General features: G+C 44.5%; 23 protein-coding genes. 12 read left to right on the top strand and 11 right to left on the bottom strand.

All coding sequences use genetic code 11. The features are described 5' to 3' along the window. The first annotated feature begins 9 nt into the window (after positions 1–9). The 4 genes from MDMS009_RS01245 to MDMS009_RS01230 are packed head-to-tail and all read left to right on the top strand — an operon-like array spanning position 10 to position 3,883. Positions 10–1,674, top strand: a complete 1,665-nt coding sequence (locus tag MDMS009_RS01245) for a nitrite/sulfite reductase (protein ID WP_008289925.1) — start codon at positions 10–12, stop codon at positions 1,672–1,674. After that, complete coding sequence (locus tag MDMS009_RS01240; RefSeq protein WP_008290056.1) at positions 1,671–2,186, top strand: DUF934 domain-containing protein; 516 nt, start codon at positions 1,671–1,673, stop codon at positions 2,184–2,186. Before MDMS009_RS01245 ends, MDMS009_RS01240 begins: the two co-directional genes overlap by 4 nt. 20 nt (positions 2,187–2,206) lie before the next feature. Continuing rightward, positions 2,207–3,628 carry a cytochrome-c oxidase, cbb3-type subunit I gene (gene ccoN, locus MDMS009_RS01235; RefSeq protein WP_043887711.1) on the top strand — a complete coding sequence of 474 codons (1,422 nt, stop codon included), beginning with the start codon at positions 2,207–2,209 and terminating at the stop codon, positions 3,626–3,628. Between the two features lie 15 nt (positions 3,629–3,643). Then, positions 3,644–3,883 (top strand): hypothetical protein, encoded by a 240-nt coding sequence (locus MDMS009_RS01230; RefSeq protein ID WP_043887710.1) that lies wholly within the window; start codon positions 3,644–3,646, stop codon positions 3,881–3,883. 267 nt (positions 3,884–4,150) lie between these two features. Here the strand turns inward: MDMS009_RS01230 and MDMS009_RS01225 are convergent, their stop codons facing one another. Continuing rightward, positions 4,151–5,263 (bottom strand): alkene reductase, encoded by a 1,113-nt coding sequence (locus MDMS009_RS01225; RefSeq protein ID WP_043887709.1) that lies wholly within the window; start codon positions 5,261–5,263, stop codon positions 4,151–4,153. A gap of 432 nt (positions 5,264–5,695) precedes the next feature. Between MDMS009_RS01225 and MDMS009_RS01220 the strand changes: the two genes are divergently transcribed. Next, a complete protein-coding gene (locus tag MDMS009_RS01220) occupies positions 5,696–6,478 on the top strand; it encodes an SDR family NAD(P)-dependent oxidoreductase (protein WP_008289890.1) in 783 nt (260 codons plus the stop codon). Between the two features lie 4 nt (positions 6,479–6,482). On the opposite strand, the gene MDMS009_RS01215 is transcribed toward MDMS009_RS01220, so the two are convergent. Continuing rightward, the gene (locus MDMS009_RS01215) at positions 6,483–7,370 is read right to left on the bottom strand and encodes a LysR family transcriptional regulator (protein WP_008290008.1); all 888 of its coding nucleotides are present in this window, start codon (positions 7,368–7,370) and stop codon (positions 6,483–6,485) included. A 536-nt stretch (positions 7,371–7,906) separates the two neighbouring features. Further along, positions 7,907–8,728, bottom strand: a complete 822-nt coding sequence (locus tag MDMS009_RS01210; protein ID WP_154646938.1) for a DUF5677 domain-containing protein — start codon at positions 8,726–8,728, stop codon at positions 7,907–7,909. Between the two features lie 162 nt (positions 8,729–8,890). On the opposite strand from MDMS009_RS01210, the gene MDMS009_RS01205 reads away from it, so the two are divergent. Genes MDMS009_RS01205 through MDMS009_RS01195 form a run of 3 tightly spaced genes read left to right on the top strand, consistent with a single transcriptional unit; the run spans position 8,891 to position 9,928 of the window. Continuing rightward, complete coding sequence (locus MDMS009_RS01205; protein WP_008290051.1) at positions 8,891–9,274, top strand: 4a-hydroxytetrahydrobiopterin dehydratase; 384 nt, start codon at positions 8,891–8,893, stop codon at positions 9,272–9,274. A 19-nt stretch (positions 9,275–9,293) separates the two neighbouring features. After that, positions 9,294–9,500, top strand: coding sequence for a DUF6494 family protein (locus tag MDMS009_RS01200; RefSeq protein ID WP_008289931.1), 207 nt, complete (start codon positions 9,294–9,296; stop codon positions 9,498–9,500). Positions 9,501–9,556: 56 nt separating this feature from the next. Further along, positions 9,557–9,928: a DUF2237 domain-containing protein gene (locus MDMS009_RS01195; RefSeq protein ID WP_272941064.1), complete on the top strand. Its 372-nt coding sequence runs from the start codon at positions 9,557–9,559 to the stop codon at positions 9,926–9,928. Here the strand turns inward: MDMS009_RS01195 and MDMS009_RS01190 are convergent. From MDMS009_RS01190 to fae, 5 genes are all read right to left on the bottom strand, one after another. Further along, positions 9,925–11,874 (bottom strand): ATP-dependent DNA helicase, encoded by a 1,950-nt coding sequence (locus MDMS009_RS01190; protein ID WP_237700445.1) that lies wholly within the window; start codon positions 11,872–11,874, stop codon positions 9,925–9,927. The two genes, MDMS009_RS01195 and MDMS009_RS01190, sit on opposite strands and share 4 nt — an antisense overlap. Continuing rightward, positions 11,844–12,752 carry a hypothetical protein gene (locus tag MDMS009_RS01185; RefSeq protein ID WP_154646937.1) on the bottom strand — a complete coding sequence of 303 codons (909 nt, stop codon included), beginning with the start codon at positions 12,750–12,752 and terminating at the stop codon, positions 11,844–11,846. The genes MDMS009_RS01190 and MDMS009_RS01185 overlap by 31 nt, the downstream gene beginning before the upstream one ends. A gap of 3 nt (positions 12,753–12,755) precedes the next feature. Next, positions 12,756–13,328 carry a LemA family protein gene (locus MDMS009_RS01180; protein WP_008289849.1) on the bottom strand — a complete coding sequence of 191 codons (573 nt, stop codon included), beginning with the start codon at positions 13,326–13,328 and terminating at the stop codon, positions 12,756–12,758. Positions 13,329–13,343: 15 nt separating this feature from the next. Continuing rightward, positions 13,344–13,871: a hypothetical protein gene (locus tag MDMS009_RS01175; RefSeq protein ID WP_237700444.1), complete on the bottom strand. Its 528-nt coding sequence runs from the start codon at positions 13,869–13,871 to the stop codon at positions 13,344–13,346. A 127-nt stretch (positions 13,872–13,998) separates the two neighbouring features. Next, positions 13,999–14,547, bottom strand: a complete 549-nt coding sequence (gene fae, locus MDMS009_RS01170) for a formaldehyde-activating enzyme (protein WP_036313335.1) — start codon at positions 14,545–14,547, stop codon at positions 13,999–14,001. A gap of 133 nt (positions 14,548–14,680) precedes the next feature. Here fae and MDMS009_RS01165 point away from each other — a divergent pair, with 133 nt between their 5' ends. Both MDMS009_RS01165 and MDMS009_RS01160 read left to right on the top strand, forming a co-directional pair. Next, positions 14,681–15,079 (top strand): group II truncated hemoglobin, encoded by a 399-nt coding sequence (locus MDMS009_RS01165; RefSeq protein WP_043887753.1) that lies wholly within the window; start codon positions 14,681–14,683, stop codon positions 15,077–15,079. Next, a complete protein-coding gene (locus MDMS009_RS01160; RefSeq protein WP_008289945.1) occupies positions 15,079–15,831 on the top strand; it encodes a competence/damage-inducible protein A in 753 nt (250 codons plus the stop codon). Before MDMS009_RS01165 ends, MDMS009_RS01160 begins: the two co-directional genes overlap by 1 nt. Here the strand turns inward: MDMS009_RS01160 and MDMS009_RS01155 are convergent. Beyond that, positions 15,810–16,730 (bottom strand): AEC family transporter, encoded by a 921-nt coding sequence (locus MDMS009_RS01155; RefSeq protein ID WP_008289974.1) that lies wholly within the window; start codon positions 16,728–16,730, stop codon positions 15,810–15,812. The two genes, MDMS009_RS01160 and MDMS009_RS01155, sit on opposite strands and share 22 nt — an antisense overlap. A 213-nt stretch (positions 16,731–16,943) precedes the next feature. Here MDMS009_RS01155 and MDMS009_RS01150 point away from each other — a divergent pair, with 213 nt between their 5' ends. Together MDMS009_RS01150 and MDMS009_RS01145 are read left to right on the top strand one after the other, a co-directional pair. Beyond that, complete coding sequence (locus tag MDMS009_RS01150; RefSeq protein WP_008290095.1) at positions 16,944–18,842, top strand: bifunctional diguanylate cyclase/phosphodiesterase; 1,899 nt, start codon at positions 16,944–16,946, stop codon at positions 18,840–18,842. 12 nt (positions 18,843–18,854) lie between these two features. Continuing rightward, entirely contained in the window at positions 18,855–19,520 is a 666-nt protein-coding gene (locus tag MDMS009_RS01145; RefSeq protein WP_008289978.1) for a transglutaminase-like cysteine peptidase, read from the top strand. A gap of 5 nt (positions 19,521–19,525) precedes the next feature. Here MDMS009_RS01145 and MDMS009_RS01140 read toward each other — a convergent pair whose 3' ends face one another. Both MDMS009_RS01140 and MDMS009_RS01135 read right to left on the bottom strand, forming a co-directional pair. Next, positions 19,526–20,215: a hypothetical protein gene (locus MDMS009_RS01140; protein ID WP_043887705.1), complete on the bottom strand. Its 690-nt coding sequence runs from the start codon at positions 20,213–20,215 to the stop codon at positions 19,526–19,528. Further along, positions 20,205–20,990, bottom strand: a complete 786-nt coding sequence (locus MDMS009_RS01135) for an FTR1 family protein (protein WP_008290113.1) — start codon at positions 20,988–20,990, stop codon at positions 20,205–20,207. Before MDMS009_RS01135 ends, MDMS009_RS01140 begins: the two co-directional genes overlap by 11 nt.

The raw sequence follows: 20,990 nt of genomic DNA, 5'->3' as shown, positions 1-20,990 counted from the left end.
AGGTTGAGCATGTATCAATACGACTTTTATGACAAAGCACTCGTCAGGGAGCGAGTGGCTCAGTTTCGCGACCAGATTGAGCGGTATCAGGCAGGTAAACTAACTGAAGAAGAGTTTCTCCCGCTGAGATTACAAAATGGACTTTATCTACAAAAGCACGCCTACATGCTTAGAGTAGCTATCCCATATGGAACACTTTCTAGCAAACAACTTAGAACACTCGGTGACATAGCTACTGAGTTTGACAAAGACTATGGACACTTCACAACAAGGCAAAATATTCAGTTCAATTGGATCGAACTGGATCGGGTTCCTGAAATTATTGAACGATTAGCCGATGTAGAAATGCATTCTATCCAAACCTCTGGGAACACAGTCAGAAATGTCACCACAGAAGCCTTTGCTGGTGTTTCAGCTGATGAGTTTGTCGATCCCCGGCCATTTGCTGAAATCATCCGACAGTGGTCAACGATTAACCCTGAGTTCTTGTTTTTACCTCGTAAATTCAAAATCGCGGTCTCGTCCTCGGTAAAAGACCGGGCTGCGGTACGCACTCATGACGTTGGTATTTATATCAACCGCACTCACGGGGGATTAAGACTGGATGTCATGGTTGGAGGCGGATTGGGACGTACGCCAATTCTTAGTCAAAGATTGAAAGAGGGGCTTGAATGGCAACACATGCTCACTTATCTCGAAGCTGTACTGCGAGTATATAACCGTCACGGAAGACGTGATAACCGCTACAAAGCGCGGATTAAAATTTTAGTGAAGAGCTTAGGTATCGATGTTTTCGCAGAAGAAGTCGAGAAAGAATGGCAGCAAATCAAGAATGGGCCTAGTGAATTAACGGCAACTGAATTTCAGCGTGTTGCAGAACAATTTCAGTCAGCGTCCTTAGTCGAAGCACCAACGTATGAATATGAAGCAGCTTTAGCACGTGATCATACATTTTCGAACTGGGTTGATAAAAATACCCATGATCACAAGCATACAAGTTATCTGAGTGTTGTCATTTCAACTAAACCTGGACCTAACAATCCACCAGGTGATGTGACCGCTACCCAAATGAATATTATTGCGGATTTATCTGAACAGTTTGGAGATGGCGAAATTCGTGTCACACACGAGCAAAACTTAGTCCTGCCATCAGTTCAAAAAAGACACCTTTACGATGTCTGGTCGACACTAAAACAGGCAGATCTCGGCCATTCAAACATTGGCCTTTTAACAGATATGATTACCTGCCCAGGTGGTGACTACTGCGCACTTGCCAATGCGAAATCGATTCCAGTGGCAGCTGATATACAGCAACACTTTTCAGATCTGGATTATCTCCATGACATCGGTGAGTTAGATCTCAATATTTCTGGTTGTATGAATGCCTGTGGCCATCATCATGTAGGCAACATCGGCATTCTTGGCGTCGATAAGAATGGGAGTGAATGGTATCAGGTCACGATTGGTGGCAAGCAGGGTGAAGATGCCCGGATCGGTAAAGTGATTGGGCCCTCGTTTAAAGCAGCCGATGTTCCTCAAGTCATAGACAAGTTAGTACAAGTATTCATCACTCACCGTGAATTAGAAGAGCAGTTTAGCGATACGGTTCAAAGAATAGGTATCACCCCATTCAAAGAGCGTGTCTACGCACCCGCCATGGAGACTGCAGAATGAATAATGTTATTAGCCTAGTGAACTCATCTCAGCCAGAAATCAGTGAACACGATAATTGGCATCTCGTTGATGCGATAGAAAATAGTGAAGCGATATGGCCTAAGTCTATGTTGGTTATACCTTTTAAGGAATGGCTTGAGTCAGCTGAAGCCTATGCAACTGCCCCTAAAGCATTTTGGTTGGACAATGAGACTGACGTTCATCTTGTTGAGCCGTGGTTAGACAAAATTGAACTAATTGCACTCAACTTTCCAAAATTTACTGATGGTCGTGCATACACTCAAGCTGTTGAACTTAGAACTCAACTGCGGTGGAGAGGGGAGCTCAGGGCATTTGGCGATGTGCTGAGAGACCAACTGACACATATGCATCGTTGTGGTTTTAACAGCTTTGCAGTCAGAGAAGATAAAGACATTCTAGATGCTATGAAAGGTCTGAACGGTATTAGCACACGATACTCAGGGTCGGCAATTGAGCCTGAGCCACTGTTCAGACGTCGCGCTGTAATTTAACGTTTAGTAGGAAAAAGAAAATGGAATCCAAACCATACAATTACGATATTGTGAAATGGTTCTTAGTGATGGCGTGTGTTTACTTTGTGATCGGCACAGGTGTAGGCGTCTGGATCGCTTCCGAATTGGCTTGGCCTGTATTGAATTTTGATAACCCGTACCTGAGTTTTGGTCGTCTACGTCCAGTCCATACGAATGTAGTTATTTTCGCTTTTGGCGGCTCGACATTAATGGCCTCGGCTTACTATATTGTCCAACGAACGTGTCACACAGCGCTATGGAGTGATAAGTTAGCCTGGTTTACATTCTGGGGATGGAATTTAGTCATCATCGGAGCAATTATCACTCTACCAATGGGGTATACCCAATCTAAAGAATATGCAGAGATGGAGTGGCCTCTCGATATATTGATAACAGCAGTATGGCTGGCTTACACCTATAATTTCATCATGACCTTGGCCATAAGAAAAGTCTCACATATCTATGTGGCGAACTGGTTCTTTTTGGCTATGATGATCATGATCACCTATCTGCACGTCGTTAACAGTCTGGTTATTCCTGTTGAAATGTGGAAGTCGTACTCCATCTTTGCAGGCGTACAGGATGCCATGATTCAGTGGTGGTGGGGGCACAATGCCGTTGGTTTCTTTCTCACTGCTGGATTCTTAGGGATTATGTATTACTTTGTTCCTAAGCAAGCAAACCGTCCGGTTTATTCTTACAGGCTGTCAGTTATCCATTACTGGGCATTGATTTTTGGTTATGTCTGGTTGGGTGCTCACCACCTTCAATACACAGCATTACCTGACTGGACCGGCTCGCTTGGTGCAGCTATTTCATTAGCGATGATCATCCCATCTTGGGGTGGTGCAATCAACGGAATGTTTACCTTGAGTGGCGCCTGGGACAAGCTCCGAACGGATTATATTCTCAGGTTTCTCATCGTATCGCTGGCTTTTTATGCCATGTCGACGTTCGAAGGCCCGGTGATGTCTGCCAAAACTGTGAATGCTTTATCTCACTATACAGACTGGACGATTGGGCATGTTCATGCCGGGGCGCTGGGGTGGGTAGCAATGGTGTCAATAGGCGCTATTTATCACATGGTAGAGAAACTATGGGATACAAAGCTTTATTCAACACGTCTAGTCAATGTTCATTTCTGGATGGCGACTTTAGGTACAGCAATCTACATCACTGCTATGTGGGTCTCCGGCATTATGCAAGGCTTGATGTGGCGTGCTTACGATGATTACGGAAATCTGGCATATACCTTCGTCGAGTCTGTAGCTCAAATGCATCCATATTATGCAATGAGGGCTATTGGCGGCCTAATTTTCTTCTCTGGCGCCTGTCTGATGTTGTGGAATGTGTCGGTTACTATTTATCTAGCAACCAAAACCACAGCACGAGAAGCCGCTAATCAAGCCTCAGCTGCCTAATTCAAGGATAAGACGATGACAATTCAATTACTTGAGATTTTCTCGATGGATATTCACAACATGGCTCTGGCTGATTGGGTAGGGGTGACAGTTACCGTGATTACTTTTTTTGCTTTGACCATCGCATATAGTAAAGTCTTCCACCCTAAAAATAAGGAATCACTGGAGGCTCATCGTTATCACCTTATTGATCACGATAGGGAAGTTCCGTATTGGGGAAGAGAGAAAAAACCGACACGGATCAGACATAAATAAATTGAGAATATCAATATAAGAGTAGGTAAATCCCCTCAAAGACGTCCGGTACGTATCAAAATGCCGTCGGTTTTTCAGTAACAATAGTATCGTTTTTTGTCACAATGGCAGTACTTGAAATAATTGGTCTGAATGCCATGGGGCTAATTGTCATTAGCAGACTTCACGTATTACGTGGTTTTTCATTGGCGCACTGACAAGTTGCACCCAAAAAGCAGAATTATCATTACCCTGAATCACGAAACTTCAGGGTAATGATCGATTTCCTCATGCACAGGCCGATGAAAACTGTTCTTTGGCACTAGGGTAATCGGTATAACCTTTTTTATCGCCACCAAATAAGGTATCAGGCTGATGTGTATTAAGTACCAGGTTTTGGGCTAAGCGATGAGGTAGGTCAGGGTTTGCCACAAAGGGCCTGCCAAAGCCAATCATATCGGCCCAGCCTTCGGCTATTGCGGTTTCAGCCCGCGATTTGTCATATTTCCCAGCATAGATCATCATCCCACCAAAGCGTTGGCGTAGTGAGCGTTTAAAGTCTAGTGGCATCAGCGGTGCATCATCCCAGTCTGCTTCAGCAATATGGATATAGGCCACCTGATATTGATTCAGTAACGTTGCGATGGCCTCATAGGTTTGCTGTGGATTATCATCCACGGTGCCATTTAAGGTTGTCAGAGGTGCCAGACGAACGCCGATTTTTTCTGAGCCTATCGCATCGCTAACAGCGGCGACAACATCACTTAAAAAACGCAGGCGGTTAGTGAGGCTTCCACCATATTCATCTGTACGGGTATTACTTTGGGAGTCAATAAATTGGTTAATGAGGTAACCATTGGCGGCATGCAGTTCAATCCCATCGAACCCGGCAGACATAGCGTTGAGGGCTGCTTGTACATATTCACCGATAACCTTATCGATATCCGCTTTACTCATAGCGCGAGGCATGACGCTGTCGACAAAGCCTGTCTGACCATTGTCATCAATAAACACTTTGACGTTTTTAGCCTGAATGGCTGAAGGTGATATTGGGGTGACGCCCCCCGTATTCGCCGGATGTGACACACGACCAACATGCCACAACTGAGCAAAGATAGTCCCATCGGCAGCGTGTACCGCATCGGTAACCTGGCGCCAACCGATAATTTGCTCTGTTGAGTAAATACCTGGTGTCCAGGCATAGCCTTTGCCCAGCGGAGAAATTTGCGTTCCTTCGCTGATAATCAGACCAGCCGAGGCACGTTGACTGTAATAGGTCGCCATCAACGGGCTAGGAACATCACTAGGCTGGGTGGAGCGGGAACGCGTCATTGGTGGCATAACAATACGGTTCTTCAATATTTTTCCCACCAAGGGGAGGGTGTCAAAAAGGCTGGTCATCACATACTCCTGAATTTAGTTTGAGCATACGTTAGCAAACACGCGCTGAACGATTAACCGTAGCAATGACAAAACAGTTTTGCTGTCCTTGCTATCAAAAACAGATGAGAGGGCGAGTCGTGCAGTTTTTCTTAGGTAATGCTAATACTGACCGTAAATTGCTACGTTAAAGTGTTCCTGCTTTTGGAGTGCTGACAACCACCTCAGTGGAGTGATAAAGCTGCCGCATGAAAAGCATATTAGCTATTTATTATCATAGCTTTAAAGAATACTATTCATACTTAACTTGAGATGTGAGACGCCATATTAAGAAACCGTTTCTACGGATACTATTGCGTAATTAACAAATTGCTTTTTCGTTTTATGCGGTTTTTGTGCGCTCTCCAATTCGCCAGACTAGGCCTGTCTTAAACACAACTGACAGGTAAAAATATGGACTTAAATCTTAAAAATAAAACCGCTCTGGTGACAGCCTCATCGGGTGGTATCGGGCTGGAAATAGCACGAGCCTTAGCTGCGGAAGGTGCTCGCGTCATTATTAACGGTCGCACACAAAGTAATGTCAACAGCGCCATTGAACGCTTAGCTATGCCAGGCGCCAATCTTGTGCCACTGGTCGCTGATAACGGAACAGAGGTGGGGGTGGAAACTACTATATCGCAAGTGCCGGAAGTCGATATTCTGGTTAATAATCTGGGTATTTACGAGGTCGAAGGTTTTTTTGATGAAGACGACGCTTCTTGGCAACGCTTGTTTGACATCAACATCATGAGTGGGGTGCGTTTGGCACGTCATTACCTGAAAGGCATGCTGGATCGGGGGCAGGGCAGAGTCGTGTTTATTTCCAGTGAGTCAGCCGTGATGGCTGCACCAGAAATGCCACATTATACGGCGACTAAAACCATGCAGCTGGGCATTTCTCGTGCTCTGGCAGAACTCACCAAGGACACGGAAGTGACTGTTAATGCCGTACTTCCGGGACCGACACGTACCGACAATTTACAGAAATTTATCCAGGATGTGTTTCCGGAGCTTGAGCCGGATGAAGCAGAGAAGCAGTTTATGGCTGAAAACCGGTCATCGTCGATTATCGGCAGGCTGATCGAACCGCAGGAAATCGGCAATATCGTGGCATTTATTTGTAGTGAACGCGCAGCTATCATGAATGGTGCTAGTATCCGTGCCGAAGGCGGTAGCATCCGTAGTGTTTTTTAATTGCTTATAGCGTAAGCCTCGGTTTGATAAAATCCAGCAGTGCCGTTATCCGCGAGGAGACGGCACTGTTTTTATAGAAAACCGCCTGAACTGACTCGCGGCGGTTCGGACTTGCGATAGAGCCGGGCAGCACTTCAACGAGCTTTCCTTGATTCAAATCCTGCCTGATCATGAAATTTGAGAGCAGGGCGACACCCTGACCAGCCAGGCAAAGCTGCCTGACTGTTTCGCCACTACTGGCACCGATAGCAAACGTCAGCATGACTTTATTAATGAGCGGCCAGTCATTCAGGCTGGGTGCATCCGTAAACGCAATCAGGCGATGTGACATCAAGTCCGACTCGGTATGGGGCTCACGTTGTTTGGCCAGATAATCCGGACTGGCGACCAGACGTAACTTGCTCCGGCCTAAAAGCCGGCTATTGATATTGGAGTCTTTCGGGTCTCCGAGGCGAATGGCGACATCGGTTTTATGCTCCAGCAAATCAATAATGCTGTCGTGTGAGGTGATGTCGAGGTGGATGTCTGGATACAACGTCGTGAACTCACTGATGAGTGGTGTCAGTTGATGCAGCACGAAGGGGCTGGCTGCATCCACACGCAAGCGACCAGAAGGTTTTCCATGCATCAAACGTAGCATATCTTCGCCTTTCTCCAGTGCTGTCAAACCTTCACGGGCATAAGCGATAAACAGATGACCTTCTTCCGTTAACTCTATCCGTCGCGTGGTACGGTTGAGCAACGTACAGTTAAGCGCAGCTTCCAGTCGGGACACTGCTCGTGAGACTTTAGCCACTTGCTGATCAAGTAACAATGCAGCCGACGAAAAGCCGCCACTGTCTACCACGGCAATGAATGTTTCCAGGTCTTCCGTTTTGGCTTGAACACTCATCAATACCTTCTTTGCAGTAAATACAAAAATACTTTTCTATTTATACTGTTTTTTACTATACACCGGCAGACTTGACGCTTATCAATATTATTTGGCCGAGGATTAAAATTAAGGAGTAATTATTTCAAGTCAATAGCGCTCGTATTATCGATAGTCATGGTTTTGACAGAATAAAACTTCCAGAGAATTATCTATTAAGTGAAGTAAGAATTCATTGCTGCAATATTGAGCCAGCTCAATTTAAACCTACAATGTAATCCAACTTTTAATTTGTGTTCATGTTGTTCGAAAAAGAACATATAGATTTTAAATTCTGAACATACAGTATCTAAAGAACACGAGTATTAGACACTCTTTTGGTTTTTATATTAAGTTCGTATAATATATATTATGTTAAATTAAGTATTAACTAACAGAGCATAGGAATGATGTGGTCACTTACTAACATGATTTGTTAAAGCACTACTATTACGCCCAGAATTAAAAATCTGAGCGTAATTTGAGTACTTAGGTTGCTGAATAACGCGTTTTAAGAATTAGCGATGCGAGACTTTAACAACGGTGTGTTGCCAAACATTCTGGAGTTGTTGTTTAACATTTTCCAATGCGTTGCTTTGATCAGTTTGTTTGTGAAGTTGCAGGATAATTTCAATTCCTGAAACTAAATAGTCAGCTGCGGTTAACATCAATGAGGACAAACGGTCTTGATGATCGGCACAAGTGTTAATGCCAATTATCGAGTCTGATTGTTCATCCACCTCAAGATCGGCTTGTAAGGAATGTAATGAGCTGTGAACACTTTCACTCAATAATTGATACGTTGTGCGATATTCATTCAACAGACCTGCAAGTTCCGCTTTCATGAAGACATGAATATCTTCACGGTCGATGCTATCGGCACTGTTAATTACGTCGGTTAAATACGTCATCTCTGATGTTGTGAATGTCGGTGTTCGCTCTTGTTCGTTTAATAGCTTAATCAATACCTCACGCCGTTGGTCATCATTACCGACAATCATGGCGTTCAGTACATCTGCATTTTGATGATAAGCAACCAGGTTAATGAGCAACTCGAGCATACAGCGTGTCATCACTTCAACTTGATGCGTCATACCGCGCTCTGACATGATGACTATTGACTGAAAATGCGACAACATCCGTTGGAAATGAAGGGTTAAGTAGACTTCTTTTTCGTCATCAGGGTGAATATGACAATGATTTAAAATCTGTTGAGCAAGCTTATTAAGATCCATGCAAGCCATGTAGTGGCCGCTTTGTTTAATTTCTGTCGCAAAATCACCATGACTGCAATGTTCAGATAGAAACCCGATTTCTTTAAAGCTGGCTACATCATTCATATCCCCTCCTCCTTCTGCTTTCAAGAAAGTTATACACACTTTCATCTTACTCTTTCAACGCATTGATACAAGCCGTTTTCGGCATTAGTTCAACCTTTGACAGTCATCGTTATATATGTCTAACTGAGCGTACAATACAGTTATAAACTAAGGAGAAAAACAATGGGCTGGAGAGAAGAAAATAACGACAAAACGTATAGCGATGAAGAAGTAGAAGCCATATTAAAAGAGGAGCTTCCTCATTGGTATCTGGAAAATGGCTGGATCCGCCGTAAGTACAAAACGAGTGGTTGGAAAAGCACCTTAATGGTGGTCAATACTGTTGGACATCTCGCTGAGGCAGGATTTCATCACCCCGATCTCACTGTTTCTTACGCTTTTGTTATTGTTAAACTGATGAACCATGCGGCTAAAGGCATCACTAATAAAGACTTTGAACTGGCTAAGAAAATTGAAGAAGTCGTGATGTGGCAACCCGGTCTTGATGATGGCGCCTTACCCGGTACGCCTGATGACGCTAGGTTTAAATATCTAAAATACGATTAATTCGTAAAGGGGCAATATCATGAATGAAGACACATTCAATATGGATATTCGCAAATTCCTGAAAAAAGTCGGCATTAATGCACAGCGCGAAATTGAGCACGCTGTGCTGCGAGCTCTGGATGAGCGTCAACTATCAGGTACCGAAACTCTTAATGTCAGTATGACACTGGATGTACCTGAGTTATCAATACATGAAAAGTTGGCCGGTAAAATACACCTTAATTAGCCCTTTTTATCACGTCACGTTTCATTCAGATGAACTGCTCAAGGTGAGTAATGGATATAGATGAGTCATTGAACGTTTTTGGGGAACCACTCGAAACATGTAGTAAAGAACCGTTAACTGGTTTTTATCGTGATGGTTGTTGCAATACCAGTGACGCCGATTATGGTCAACACACAGTGTGCGTGCAGGTAAACCAAGCATTTCTTGAGTACTCGCGATTTCGCGGTAATGACCTCACCACGCCTGTATTAGAATTTGGCTTTCCTGGTCTAAAGGAAGGAGATCGCTGGTGTTTGTGCGCACAACGCTGGCTTGAGGCATATGAGCATGACATGGCACCCAAGATCTATTTGGCAGGAACACATCAACGCGCGACTGAGATCATCCCAATGGCAGTACTCAAGCAATATGCCGCCGATCTGAACTAAACAGTGGCTTTTAGTGAAAAAAACTCGGCAACATCATCAAGTTGCTGAGTTATCGGCATGGGTGGCAAGCTACGCATGAAAATCTTACCGTAAGGTTTACTTAGAAATCGCGGATCACATAACACTAAAACACCGTAATCGCGTTTATCACGGATGAGGCGGCCTATTCCCTGTTTGAGTTGGATGACTGCTGATGGAATCTGAATCGAACGAAATGGATTACCCCCCCGCTCACGTAAATGATTAATTCTGGCTTCCAAAACCGGGTCCCCCGGTGAAGCAAAAGGAATCTTATCTATCAAAACACAGGATAAGGCTTCCCCTCTGACATCGACACCTTCCCAAAAACTGTTGGTGCCTAATAACACAGCATTGCCGTGTTCTCGAAACTCAGCTAACAGCTGACTCTTCGCCCCTGCTCCCTGAACCAATATTGGATACTCCATATCCTGTAAGGCATCAGCCACTTCGTGTAACGCTCTATAACTGGTAAACAGTAGAAATATACGTCCCTGACTATATTCAATAACTGCTTTAGCTATATTCGCTATGTGACTGTTATAGCTATTATTTGAAGGCTCAACCGGTATGGATGGCATATACAAAAGACTCTGGCTGGCATAATCAAAAGGACTTTGCCAACTTTTCGTCACTGGGTCATCAATGCCTAGTTGTTGTATAAAATTATTGAATTTTCCGGCCACCGTTAAGGTGGCAGAGGTAAAGACCCATGCGCTCGGTTTGTCTGCTATCCATTGTTGGAAATGCTGACTGATTTCCTGCGGTGTCGCATGCAAAATAAAGCTAGCACCGCGAACATCAAGCCACAAAATCAGATTATCATCGGTTTCATTATCACTAAAAACATTCAGCTTTTTAATGATTTCCTGACAGCGTTGATAACATTGCTCTAGTCCTCTACCCCGCTCACTCGCTGGCTCCAAGCTTTGTTCTAATTTTTCAATAGCCATTATCAAACTATCTAAAGCATCTTGAGTCGTGGTTTGTTGCTGAACGACTTGATACCACGGGAGACGTTGCTCTTTATCGCCAAGCGTCAGTTTAAATTGATGCAATCGATTGTCGATTTTTTCTGCAGACTGGCGAATATCTTCCATATCCGTCGCATCCAGCTCCATCTCTCGGATGCTATCTCGGCTCAGTTCTTGGATTTGATGGCTGCTAACACGGTGTCCCAAAAACTGGCTGGCTATGGCAGGTAATTGATGCGCTTCATCGATGATAAATGCATCGGCATCGGGTAATACCTCACCCTGCCCTGACGCTTTTAATGCCATATCGGACATTAATAGATGATGATTAATAATAACAATGTCGGCTTCTTGTGCCTTGCGTCTAGCTTCTACAATGAAACAATCGTCATAATCAGGACATTGCTGTCCTAAACAATTATCGATTGTCGAGGTTACTTTGGGCCAAAGCGGTGATTGCTCTTCCAGCAGATCTGTCTCACTCAAGTCACCGGAAGATGTTTTCCCCATCCATTCACGTAATGTTTGCAATGTGTGTTGCTGGTAAACGGCACTTGGTTCAGACTCTGCTAAGGCTAAGCGGTGATGACATAAATAATTACTACGACCTTTTAATAATGCAGCCTTTAAAGGCACAGAAAGCACCTCACGTAATTTCGGTAAATCTTTTTTAAATAATTGATCTTGTAGATTTTTAGTGCCGGTAGAAATAAATACTTTTTGACCTGAAAGCATCGCAGGAGCGAGATAGGCAAAGGTCTTTCCGGTGCCGGTTCCTGCCTCAGCAATTAATACTTCGTTATTTGCCAGTGCTTCACTGACTTTTTCTGCCATTTCAATCTGTTGTGTTCGGGCGCTGTAGCCTTCCACATGGTTAGAAAGCAATCCACCCTCTGCAAACAGTTGTTCTATATCCGTTTGCATCACATTACCAAACGCTGATTGATGGCCCAAACTAGCATTGCTCCGAGACTCATAAAGCCGACCATCGCCAATACGGCACGGCGTTGGTAGCGTGATACCAATTTATGCTCTGGCACTGTGGACAGTATATAAGGCTGACTTTTATGAGGGCTTACTCGTAACATACTCAGTTGTTTCATTTTTGCTCGTTGGCCAATATCCCGTTTAACTGCCAGCGTGGCATCAGACTGTGCCTTTTGCCATTCCTTCGCACTGATTTCAGCATCTCGGTCGGTATCATAACGTTGTAACAGCTGATTTGGGTCATTTTTCCATTCACGTAACTTCAAACTGACTTGTTTACGTATTGTATTATCTTCAACGCTGGCTACTGTCTTAAATAATCCAAGCGCATAAACTGGCTCGCCTTCCAGTATTGTTCGTTCTGTATATCGTCGTGGCGGAGCGATAGCATGGTTATGCCAGACCCGCTTATCACGAGTAATCACTGTTGCTTCATCGGGATCAATAACACACTCAGCACTGTCATCAGCGAGTAAAAAAATCTCTTCACTAATGTGTTCTTTCACCAACCGCCAACGAGAGCGAAAATGTCCTTTTCCATCATACTCACGGACTTTTTCTTCTATTTTATATTCATACCAAGTGCAGCGTGTGCCGGACAAGGGGGACACAATCGGTGGACCATCCATCAATTTGGCTTCACCAATAAGTTCGATATAGCCTTGCGGAGCAGATCGAATACGCGCAGTGGGCGTGTTTTCTATGAGTTTACTGTGTTGAAACCAACACACCATTCGCCAAAACGCATAAGCCGCGATGACGAAAACAACCGAAAACCCTATCCAGAACTCTACGTCACTGAGTTGTTTTAATTCGCTAGCAACTCGCGCCAAGAACGTCTGCACTGTTTAGTCGAAAAGCTTACGTAAGTTAACATCAACCGTTTCCTGCTCTGTAAACTCAAGCAGGGTAAATGCTTTGAAATTGAAAAAGCGCGCGATGATAAGGTCGGGGAACTGCTCTATCCTGACATTATTGATATTCACACTTTCATTATAGAATTCACGCCGATCTGCAATCGCATTTTCAAGCCCCGAAATTCTGGCCTGTAAATGTTGAAAAGTCTCATCAGCTTTTAAATCAGGATAGGCTTCTGCTACCGCAAATAAACTGCCTAAGCCTAAACGCAATGCGCCCTCAGCTTGTCCAAGTTGGGCGATATCACCCTGTTGCTGTGCAGTAGCAACCGACGATCTGGCCTGCATTACCTTTTCTAAAGTTTCTTGTTCATATTGCATGTATTGACGGCAGGTTTCGACTAACTTGGGTAACTCGTCGTGACGCTGTTTGAGTAACACGTCGATATTAGACCATGCCTTACTGACATTATGTTTCAGACTGACCAGATTGTTGTAAAGAATAACGATATAAACCAGTAAAACAGCCACCAAACCCCAGAATATAAATCCACCCACGCTCATATCGACTCCCTTTAATTAGCTCTCTTGGTTATCCCAAACGTCCTGCTCAGGGCCATTTTCACGACTCCAGACGCGCTGACCGATGATTTTAAACTGCGCTATCGACATCGCACCACGTTTTTTGCGGTTACTGTCTCGTTTCGAATCAAGTGCATCGGCAATGGCTTCGCGACTAGCTTCAAATATTTCATCGACTTCGTAGTTCTCATCAAACAACACCAGCACAACTAAGTCCCAGTCCTGCTCAGGATTAAGTTGACCTATTCGAGGACTCGCCCGTGTTGTGTCAAATATGGCTCTGCCTTTGATGATGACCCGTTTATCTGTGCGATCGCCACTTCGACCTATCGCATCAATATGGCTATTTGCATCATCAATTAAGACTAAATCTAGGGCGCGAGCCGCGTCAAAGCGTGCAATTTCACTGGTTACGGGTAACGTACTACCCGTCGTTTGGCGGTATTTTGCCGCCAATTGTCGGGTTTCATGCATCAGTTTTTCTATGGAATAAATATCCATTTCGGCCTGGGCGGAATCAATCATGCTTTCATTATACATACCAAAAAAAACGGCCTATCTACTATTAGCAGACAGACCGTTAATATATTGAGGCTGTGAATCAATCCTCATACTGATTGACCACATTCAACTCGTTGAGTTTCCTCTTATTTTATGCCTTAGCGTCCAGTTCTTTCTGGTAGTACTTGTGAACCAGTTTTTCTTGGTTTTCCAGCAGGTAATCAATGCTTGGTTCATTGTTCATTGCTTTTTCAAGCGCGCGACGTGTTGCTTCGCGGTGAATATTGAACAAGGCTTCATGATCCAAATCTTCAACAGTTGTAATGCTTGGGTTCAACCAAACAGAAACGATGATACCGAGATCATTTACTTTTTCTTTAGGGATGGTGCCGTTACGCACTGCATCCAGAACACCGTTAGCAATAGCGCCTTGGACCGTACCCATCAGGATGTTGGTGTAGGCCGTTTTCTTAACAGTAACTTTCGATACCATCAGAGTTGCTGGGCGAACTTGCATATCTGTGTTCATCAGCGCCAAAACGCGTGAGTGACCTTGAACTTGATCACCCATCAGGTTAGCAAACGCCGTACCGAATGGACCGTCTAATTCACCAATAACAACTTCAGGTTCTGCAGCTGTAAATGCTGGACCACCGCCAACCAGTGCTTCACCGGTACGCATAATAATTTTATCACTCATAGGATTTTCTCCTCATAGGATTGCTTAAAAGACTCGACAATTATCCGTGTCTGAGTCGGCTGTCGCAACCTTGATTCACTTTATTGGTCATAACAAGCACGTTAAACTAATGCTTTTTATTCAAGATGATCCCATGGCAGAGATAGCAACACCTTATGAGCGAATTGGTGGTGAGGACGGTGTACGAACCTTGTGCGAAACCTTTTACCAAATCATGTGTGATACACCGCAAACTCAATTGATACGGGACTTACACCCTGAAGATATCAAAATCAGCGAAGAAAAATTATATCTATTTCTGACCGGTTGGTTGGGCGGTCCCCCACTCTATACCGATCTATATGGTCACCCACGCTTACGTGCCAGACATATGCCTTTCCCTATCGGCATTGAAGAACGTGATCAATGGCTTTATTGTATGGCTCAGGCGCTAAAAAAACTGAATTTGGATAATTTATTTGCAGAACAGCTGATGTCCTCTTTCGTTCAAACGGCTGATTTCATGCGTAATAGAGAGGAACAACCAGCGTAATGAAAATCGGTGCTTTGATTATTGGTGATGAAATTCTGAGCGGTAAACGCCAGGATCGACACTTTGCTTTCTTACAGTCGATTCTTGCTGACCGTGGTCTAGAACTGAGTTGGACCATCATTGTTGGTGATGATGCGCAACAACTGGAACGAGTCATACGTTTTTCAATGACATCGCCGGATCTCGTTTTCAGCTTTGGCGGCATTGGCGCTACACCTGATGATCGCACTCGCCAGACGGTTGCTTTAGTTAAGCAAGTTGGCATAGAGCCCCATCCTGATGCCGTTCGTGAAATTGAGGCGCAATATGGAGACTCAGCATATCCAAACCGTATTTTGATGGGTCATTTGCCAGAAGGCAGCCGTATAATTCCCAACCCGGTTAATCGCGTACCCGGCTTTAGTATTGATAATCATCACTTCATGCCCGGTTTCCCTGAAATGGCATGGCCGATGGTTGAGTGGATACTGGATAATAACTATCAGGATTTACGCGATTTAAGCCCGCGTTCTGAACGTATTATCACTATTACCAAAGGTCGCGAGTCGGATCTGCTTGAGATCATGAATGAGATCGTGGATGCCTTTCCTAACTTACTGCTGTCGAGCCTACCCCACTTGGGCGATGTTCCCTACATTGAGCTCAGTCTTCGGGGAGAAGACGATGATATTGAACAGGCGATGACACTGATGATAGCAGCCATCGAAAAATTAGGCTTTGAGTGGTCTGATCACACTGCCGGTAACCAATGAAACCAAAGCGTTAATGACACCACACTGATTAACGTGGTTAAAAACACGGCGGCGGCATAAATAGCACTATCTAATTGATAGCGTTCACAGATGACAATGCCAAATATCATGGTAGGCATGGCGCTTAATAACACAACAGCGGTTGTTATCTGTTCAGGCATTGCTAATCCGTAACTGGTAACAAGCGCGATAAACGGTGCGATAAGTAATGAGATCACACTCACGGGCAATAATAAAGGTAAGAAACGTAGTCTGATGGTGTCCCACCGGAGGCTCATTCCCAAAGCAATAAGCATCAACGGTACAACGCCGCCAGAGAGCGTCGCCAGGGTGTTGTGAACAATCTCGGGGCGAGGCACAGCAAGTAAATTCAATATCATGGCCACAGCCACAGCCCATAGTGGTGGCACCCGGGTCAATTCACGCAAAGGATGAACCGATCTTTCGGTTGACCCAAAATGATGTGCCATCAAAATTCCCAGCGTCATCAACACCGGCGTACAGGCGAACAAGTCATATTGCAGTACTACTGAGTTACTCCAGCTTCCTAAAACCTGATTGGTCACCGGCAAGCCCAGATAGGTCGCATTGGGAAAAATCGCCGCCATCATCAATGCACCTTTTTGTGCTTGATTGGTTGTGTAAAAACGCAGCATGAACCACATTAACAGCGCCGAGACCGCTAGCCCAGATAAGGCAACAAGGGAAATTTTCATCGACGTCACATCAATTGATGCTCCCCAGATCACATCTAACACCAGAGCCGGCAGCAGGATATAAAACACCAAATCGGTTAAGGCACGACGATGCGCCAAGGCCGGAATATGCTTCGGCGCCAACAATTGCCAAACTGAACCAAAGGCAATCAGCAGTCCCATCTGCATCATGGTCGTTAACATATAAAGGTCCTAGAGCAAGTAAATAACGATCCTAGCAATCAGCTATATAAAACAAAAGCCTTAGCGTTCTATTACGTGTTTCTTGCCTGCTTTCACAGCGCAAGGTATTGTGAGAGCGTTTAACGATAAATTACCTGAAAACAATCGCTTTAGCTGGCATACATCAGGTAACGTATTAATTTTAGGCATGGGCCTGTTTCGAGGAAATTCATTATGTCTTTGTCCAAACAACTTTTGATTCTTATCAGTCTGATTTTCCTGATTGTGTTCTCGGTTAGTTTTTTGCTGAGTATGAGCAATATTCGTAATTATCTGGAAGTTGAATCTGAGATTCATGTTCAAGACACCGCGACATCGTTAGGCTTATCACTCAGTCCCCATATGAGCGACGAGCAAGACCCTATCTTACAAACCATGATGAATGCCATTTTCGATATGGGTTACTACAAAGAAATGCGGTTAGAAAACGTCGATGGTGAAAACTTAGTCAAATTAACCAACCCTGTGCAAATGGAAGGCGTGCCCAGTTGGATCATTCAATTATTACCGATGCAACCCGCGACTGCAGTCTCAGAAATCAGCTCTGGTTGGACTATCTCAGGCACGATTCATGTCAGCAGTAACCCTGCTTATGCCTACCTGAAGCTTTACGAGCAAGCCAAAGAAACCCTGCTTTACTCTTTTCTTATCTTTCTTGCTGCTTTCGCGCTGTTAATGCTGGTATTGCGGTTTACTCTAAAACCACTAAAAGATATTCAAAAACAAGCCAACGAAATCTCAACTGGTAATTTTACAACCATCACTCAATTACCATGGACCCGTGAGGTTCGTCAGGTAGCGACATCAATGAATGGTATGTCGAAAAAAATTGGCGACACCATCGCCCGCCTCAATAGTCGTCTGGACTCACTGAATGACAGTCTGAAACGAGACCTTCTGACGGGCTTATTCAATCAACCCACCTTTGATGTTGATGTAAAAAAAGCCATGTCTGCCAGCCAAACGGGCTACGCCATCTATATCAAATTTGACGATCTTGCTGAGATTAGCAAAGACAAAGGTAATGACGTTGTTGATACTTTACTACGTGAGTTTGCCCAAACGCTGAAGCAATGCGTTGCAAACCACGGTGATGCCTATCGGTTGTATGGTTCTGAGTTTGCGCTGTTGTGTCCAGAAGCAGATGAGAAGACCATCACAGTTTTAGCCGACAAACTCAAGCAGGATGTAACACATCTGGGGCAACGCTACGATATTGAAGATATGGTACACACAGGCATCGTCTTATTTGATAGATCCAGTGAGTTTGATCGACTCATGCCAGCCATGATCGAAGCATACGAACAAGCTAGGATCATCGGCCTCAATGCTTACTTCATTAAACAAGACTCCATCAGTTCTCGATCAGAGCAAGAATGGAAAGCTATCATCCATCAAACAATTGATAACAACACGCCTGAAATCACCTTTACTGCTGAGGCATTCAACTATAGCGGTGCTGCGCCAGTAAAAGTCATGCAAGAGGCCTTTACAGTGGTGACCGACAGCGATGGTATGCAGCTTCCTATTGGCACCTTTTTCTCAATGGCTCAGGAATTCAATCAAGCTGAAATGTTGGATAGATGCATCATCAATAAGATCATTCACAAAATGGAGCAAGCTGATCAGCAAGTACCTGTCACCATCAACCTCTCTATGGTCTCGGTGGCATCAGCAGAGTTTCATGCATGGCTAAGTGCCAGACTGGAACAAACTACACTAGCGAATAATTTGCTCGCTTTTTCTGTTACGGCGTATGCGGCTGCGAAAGACCTGGCCGCTTTTGCCAGCTTCAGCAGTTTTGTCAAAAATTTAGGCGCAACCACCTTACTCAAACGTTATTCCTCAGACATTATTACGACCGATATGCTTCGTGAGTTGCACATAGACTATATTCGTCTGTCACGAAACGTGACAGAAAATATAAGAGGCAATGTCAACAAACCTGATTTTATTGAAATCATTCAGGAAGTGGCCAGCTTAGTCGAAATTAAGGTATTGGCTGAGTCAGTGAAAGCAGATGATGACTTCGAGTTTGTCAAACAGGCAGGCTTATACGGTATCAGCCGATAAAAGCATTGGACTATGCCGTTCTCACGCCGACTCCTTGTATTAATCTTTGCCAGCCTGCTGATGTTGTCTTTGCCTATTACGGCAAAGTTCAACATCACCGAGCAGCTATTGCAAAGTGTGGAGAATCAGTACAACAAGTTTGCTAGAAAGCGGCTGGAAGGTTGGCGTGATTTGCTCAATGACAGTGAGAATTACGCACTCACTGAGAGAGAGAAACTGGAACTGGTCAATACGTTTTTTAATGCCAATGTATTGTTTTTAAATGATATCGACTTGTGGAATAAAAATGACTACTGGGCAACACCACTTGAAATGCTGTCAATTGGTGCCGGCGATTGTGAAGATTATTCTATTGCTAAGTACTTTACCCTCAAAGAACTGGGTGTTCCCGAGGAAAAACTGCGTATCACTTATGTAAAAGCAACAGAAATAGGCCAAGCGCATATGGTATTAACCTACTTTGAAACTAAACGCTCAGTGCCCTTGGTTTTAGACAATCTGATTGTCGATATCAAACCCGCCAGTCAGCGCGGAGATTTAGTGCCTGTCTACAGTTTCAATGGTGGCGGCTTATGGTTAGCAAAATCACGTGGTGATGGACAACGCGTCGGTGAAGCTAGCAAACTCAGCCTTTGGAATGATCTCGAAAAAAGAATGCGTGAGCAAGCGTTAAACTAAGCTTATTAAAATTCGAACTCTGCCAACAACCGCAAAGTCGCATCCGGGGTTTGGTTATCAAGCCCCACCAATACTCCCGTCTCCCAGTGTAATCGCTTGCCTGCTGCAAACCGGATATCGCCTAAAGCCACCGGTCCGATGGCGCGTGTATTTTCACCGGCATAAATCTCAATGGCAGGCTCAAACTGGGGTGACAAACGATATCGGCTTTGAATAGCCAGCGCAGTTTCAAACTCGGTATCAACATCCTCTCCCCATTCATACTCCAGCCAGAAGTTTGCAGCACCAACCCAACGTCCCCACTGTTTTTCCATCAATAAACTGCTGGCAATTTCCCACTCATCCTCCTGGTGGGCTTTTTCAATTTCTGTGATTAGCCCCCAATCAACAGCGTACTCACCTTGTTCAGTCAGTTGCAGTTTGACTTCTAATTCATAGCCTTGCAGGTGAAAGTTGTCTCCCTCTTGTTCAGCAATTAAGTAACCCTCAATGAATACTTTATCGTTTACAGAGCGCCCCAAACCGAGTCGCTGCAGATGATCGCCGTCAGCACTGACCATGCGCCATTCCAACTCACGTTCTAATGGCTGAACATAGGGATGGTAAACCTTATCAATCGCTGAGCCATCTGCCTGAAGATGGCTAGAAACAAGCAGCAGCGACAAGGCCATGAAAACACGACGCTTAATCATCATGGGGAGGCGTCCTGAATTGATAGCTGATGACCGTGGCAACAGCGATGATGGCAATACTGCTTACATAGGCCACAACTTGTATTGGTGCAGGCGTCGCTTCATATCCTACTAGCGCATACAACAATTGACCGATAACCGAACGCTCACTGATGAGATTTGAGCTGTCCCAGAGCGGTTTTCCGGCATGAATGAAATCTGCCTGAATCAAGAACTCTACTGCCTGCGATATCATGCTTCCCGCGACTAAAAGCAGAAATAGGTAACCCAGCCACATACCATATTTAAGCCGCATATTAATAAGAAGATAATAAAAATAAATACCCACACTGATACCTATCCCGGCACCCACAATGCTGCCAATCAATACGGGCAGTAACATGTTGGGGATACTCATCGCGCCACTGAGGTAAAGAATAATTTCAGAGCCTTCGCGTGTTATTGCCACAACCACTGCTGTGATAGTGGCAATGAGCGTGACGATGCGCCAACGTTTTTTGTGCTGATGCGGTACAGAGGTCATAAAGACCAGTAAAGAGAGAAAGATCAGCAGGTGCAGCCCGGCATTCACCAGCTCCTGACCCATACCATCCCATGCCATTGAGACAGCACCGAGATTTTGACCGTAAACAAACCCGCCAACAGCGCCAACAAACATCGCTAGCAACAGCCAGCTCAGTTTGCGCTCAAGAAGCTGGCTCAAGGCCAGAAAAACACTGATAATCAGTGACGCTTCAAGCACTTCCCGTAACGTAATGATAACGGCATTTAATAACAT

Source organism: Methylophaga thiooxydans DMS010 (assembly GCF_000156355.1).
Taxonomy (GTDB): domain Bacteria; phylum Pseudomonadota; class Gammaproteobacteria; order Nitrosococcales; family Methylophagaceae; genus Methylophaga; species Methylophaga thiooxydans.
The sequence above is the reverse complement of the archived record's forward strand: the minus strand, read 5'-3'. Positions and strand labels throughout refer to the sequence as shown.

Excerpts from the sequence above, each read along its gene's own strand:
- MDMS009_RS01160 (WP_008289945.1), top strand. The coding sequence starts at position 15,079 with ATGAAAATCGGTGCTTTGATTATTGGTGATGAAATTCTGAGCGGTAAA.
- MDMS009_RS01165 (WP_043887753.1), top strand. The coding sequence starts at position 14,681 with ATGGCAGAGATAGCAACACCTTATGAGCGAATTGGTGGTGAGGACGGT.
- MDMS009_RS01225 (WP_043887709.1), bottom strand. The coding sequence starts at position 5,263 with ATGACCAGCCTTTTTGACACCCTCCCCTTGGTGGGAAAAATATTGAAG.
- MDMS009_RS01180 (WP_008289849.1), bottom strand. The coding sequence starts at position 13,328 with ATGAGCGTGGGTGGATTTATATTCTGGGGTTTGGTGGCTGTTTTACTG.
- MDMS009_RS01220 (WP_008289890.1), top strand. The coding sequence starts at position 5,696 with ATGGACTTAAATCTTAAAAATAAAACCGCTCTGGTGACAGCCTCATCG.
- MDMS009_RS01135 (WP_008290113.1), bottom strand. The coding sequence starts at position 20,990 with ATGTTATTAAATGCCGTTATCATTACGTTACGGGAAGTGCTTGAAGCG.
- MDMS009_RS01175 (WP_237700444.1), bottom strand. The coding sequence starts at position 13,871 with ATGATTGATTCCGCCCAGGCCGAAATGGATATTTATTCCATAGAAAAA.
- MDMS009_RS01245 (WP_008289925.1), top strand. The coding sequence starts at position 10 with ATGTATCAATACGACTTTTATGACAAAGCACTCGTCAGGGAGCGAGTG.
- MDMS009_RS01210 (WP_154646938.1), bottom strand. The coding sequence starts at position 8,728 with ATGAATGATGTAGCCAGCTTTAAAGAAATCGGGTTTCTATCTGAACAT.
- MDMS009_RS01150 (WP_008290095.1), top strand. The coding sequence starts at position 16,944 with ATGTCTTTGTCCAAACAACTTTTGATTCTTATCAGTCTGATTTTCCTG.
- MDMS009_RS01205 (WP_008290051.1), top strand. The coding sequence starts at position 8,891 with ATGGGCTGGAGAGAAGAAAATAACGACAAAACGTATAGCGATGAAGAA.
- MDMS009_RS01230 (WP_043887710.1), top strand. The coding sequence starts at position 3,644 with ATGACAATTCAATTACTTGAGATTTTCTCGATGGATATTCACAACATG.
- MDMS009_RS01140 (WP_043887705.1), bottom strand. The coding sequence starts at position 20,215 with ATGATGATTAAGCGTCGTGTTTTCATGGCCTTGTCGCTGCTGCTTGTT.
- MDMS009_RS01155 (WP_008289974.1), bottom strand. The coding sequence starts at position 16,730 with ATGTTAACGACCATGATGCAGATGGGACTGCTGATTGCCTTTGGTTCA.
- MDMS009_RS01215 (WP_008290008.1), bottom strand. The coding sequence starts at position 7,370 with ATGAGTGTTCAAGCCAAAACGGAAGACCTGGAAACATTCATTGCCGTG.
- MDMS009_RS01145 (WP_008289978.1), top strand. The coding sequence starts at position 18,855 with ATGCCGTTCTCACGCCGACTCCTTGTATTAATCTTTGCCAGCCTGCTG.
- MDMS009_RS01240 (WP_008290056.1), top strand. The coding sequence starts at position 1,671 with ATGAATAATGTTATTAGCCTAGTGAACTCATCTCAGCCAGAAATCAGT.
- MDMS009_RS01200 (WP_008289931.1), top strand. The coding sequence starts at position 9,294 with ATGAATGAAGACACATTCAATATGGATATTCGCAAATTCCTGAAAAAA.
- ccoN (WP_043887711.1), top strand. The coding sequence starts at position 2,207 with ATGGAATCCAAACCATACAATTACGATATTGTGAAATGGTTCTTAGTG.
- fae (WP_036313335.1), bottom strand. The coding sequence starts at position 14,547 with ATGAGTGATAAAATTATTATGCGTACCGGTGAAGCACTGGTTGGCGGT.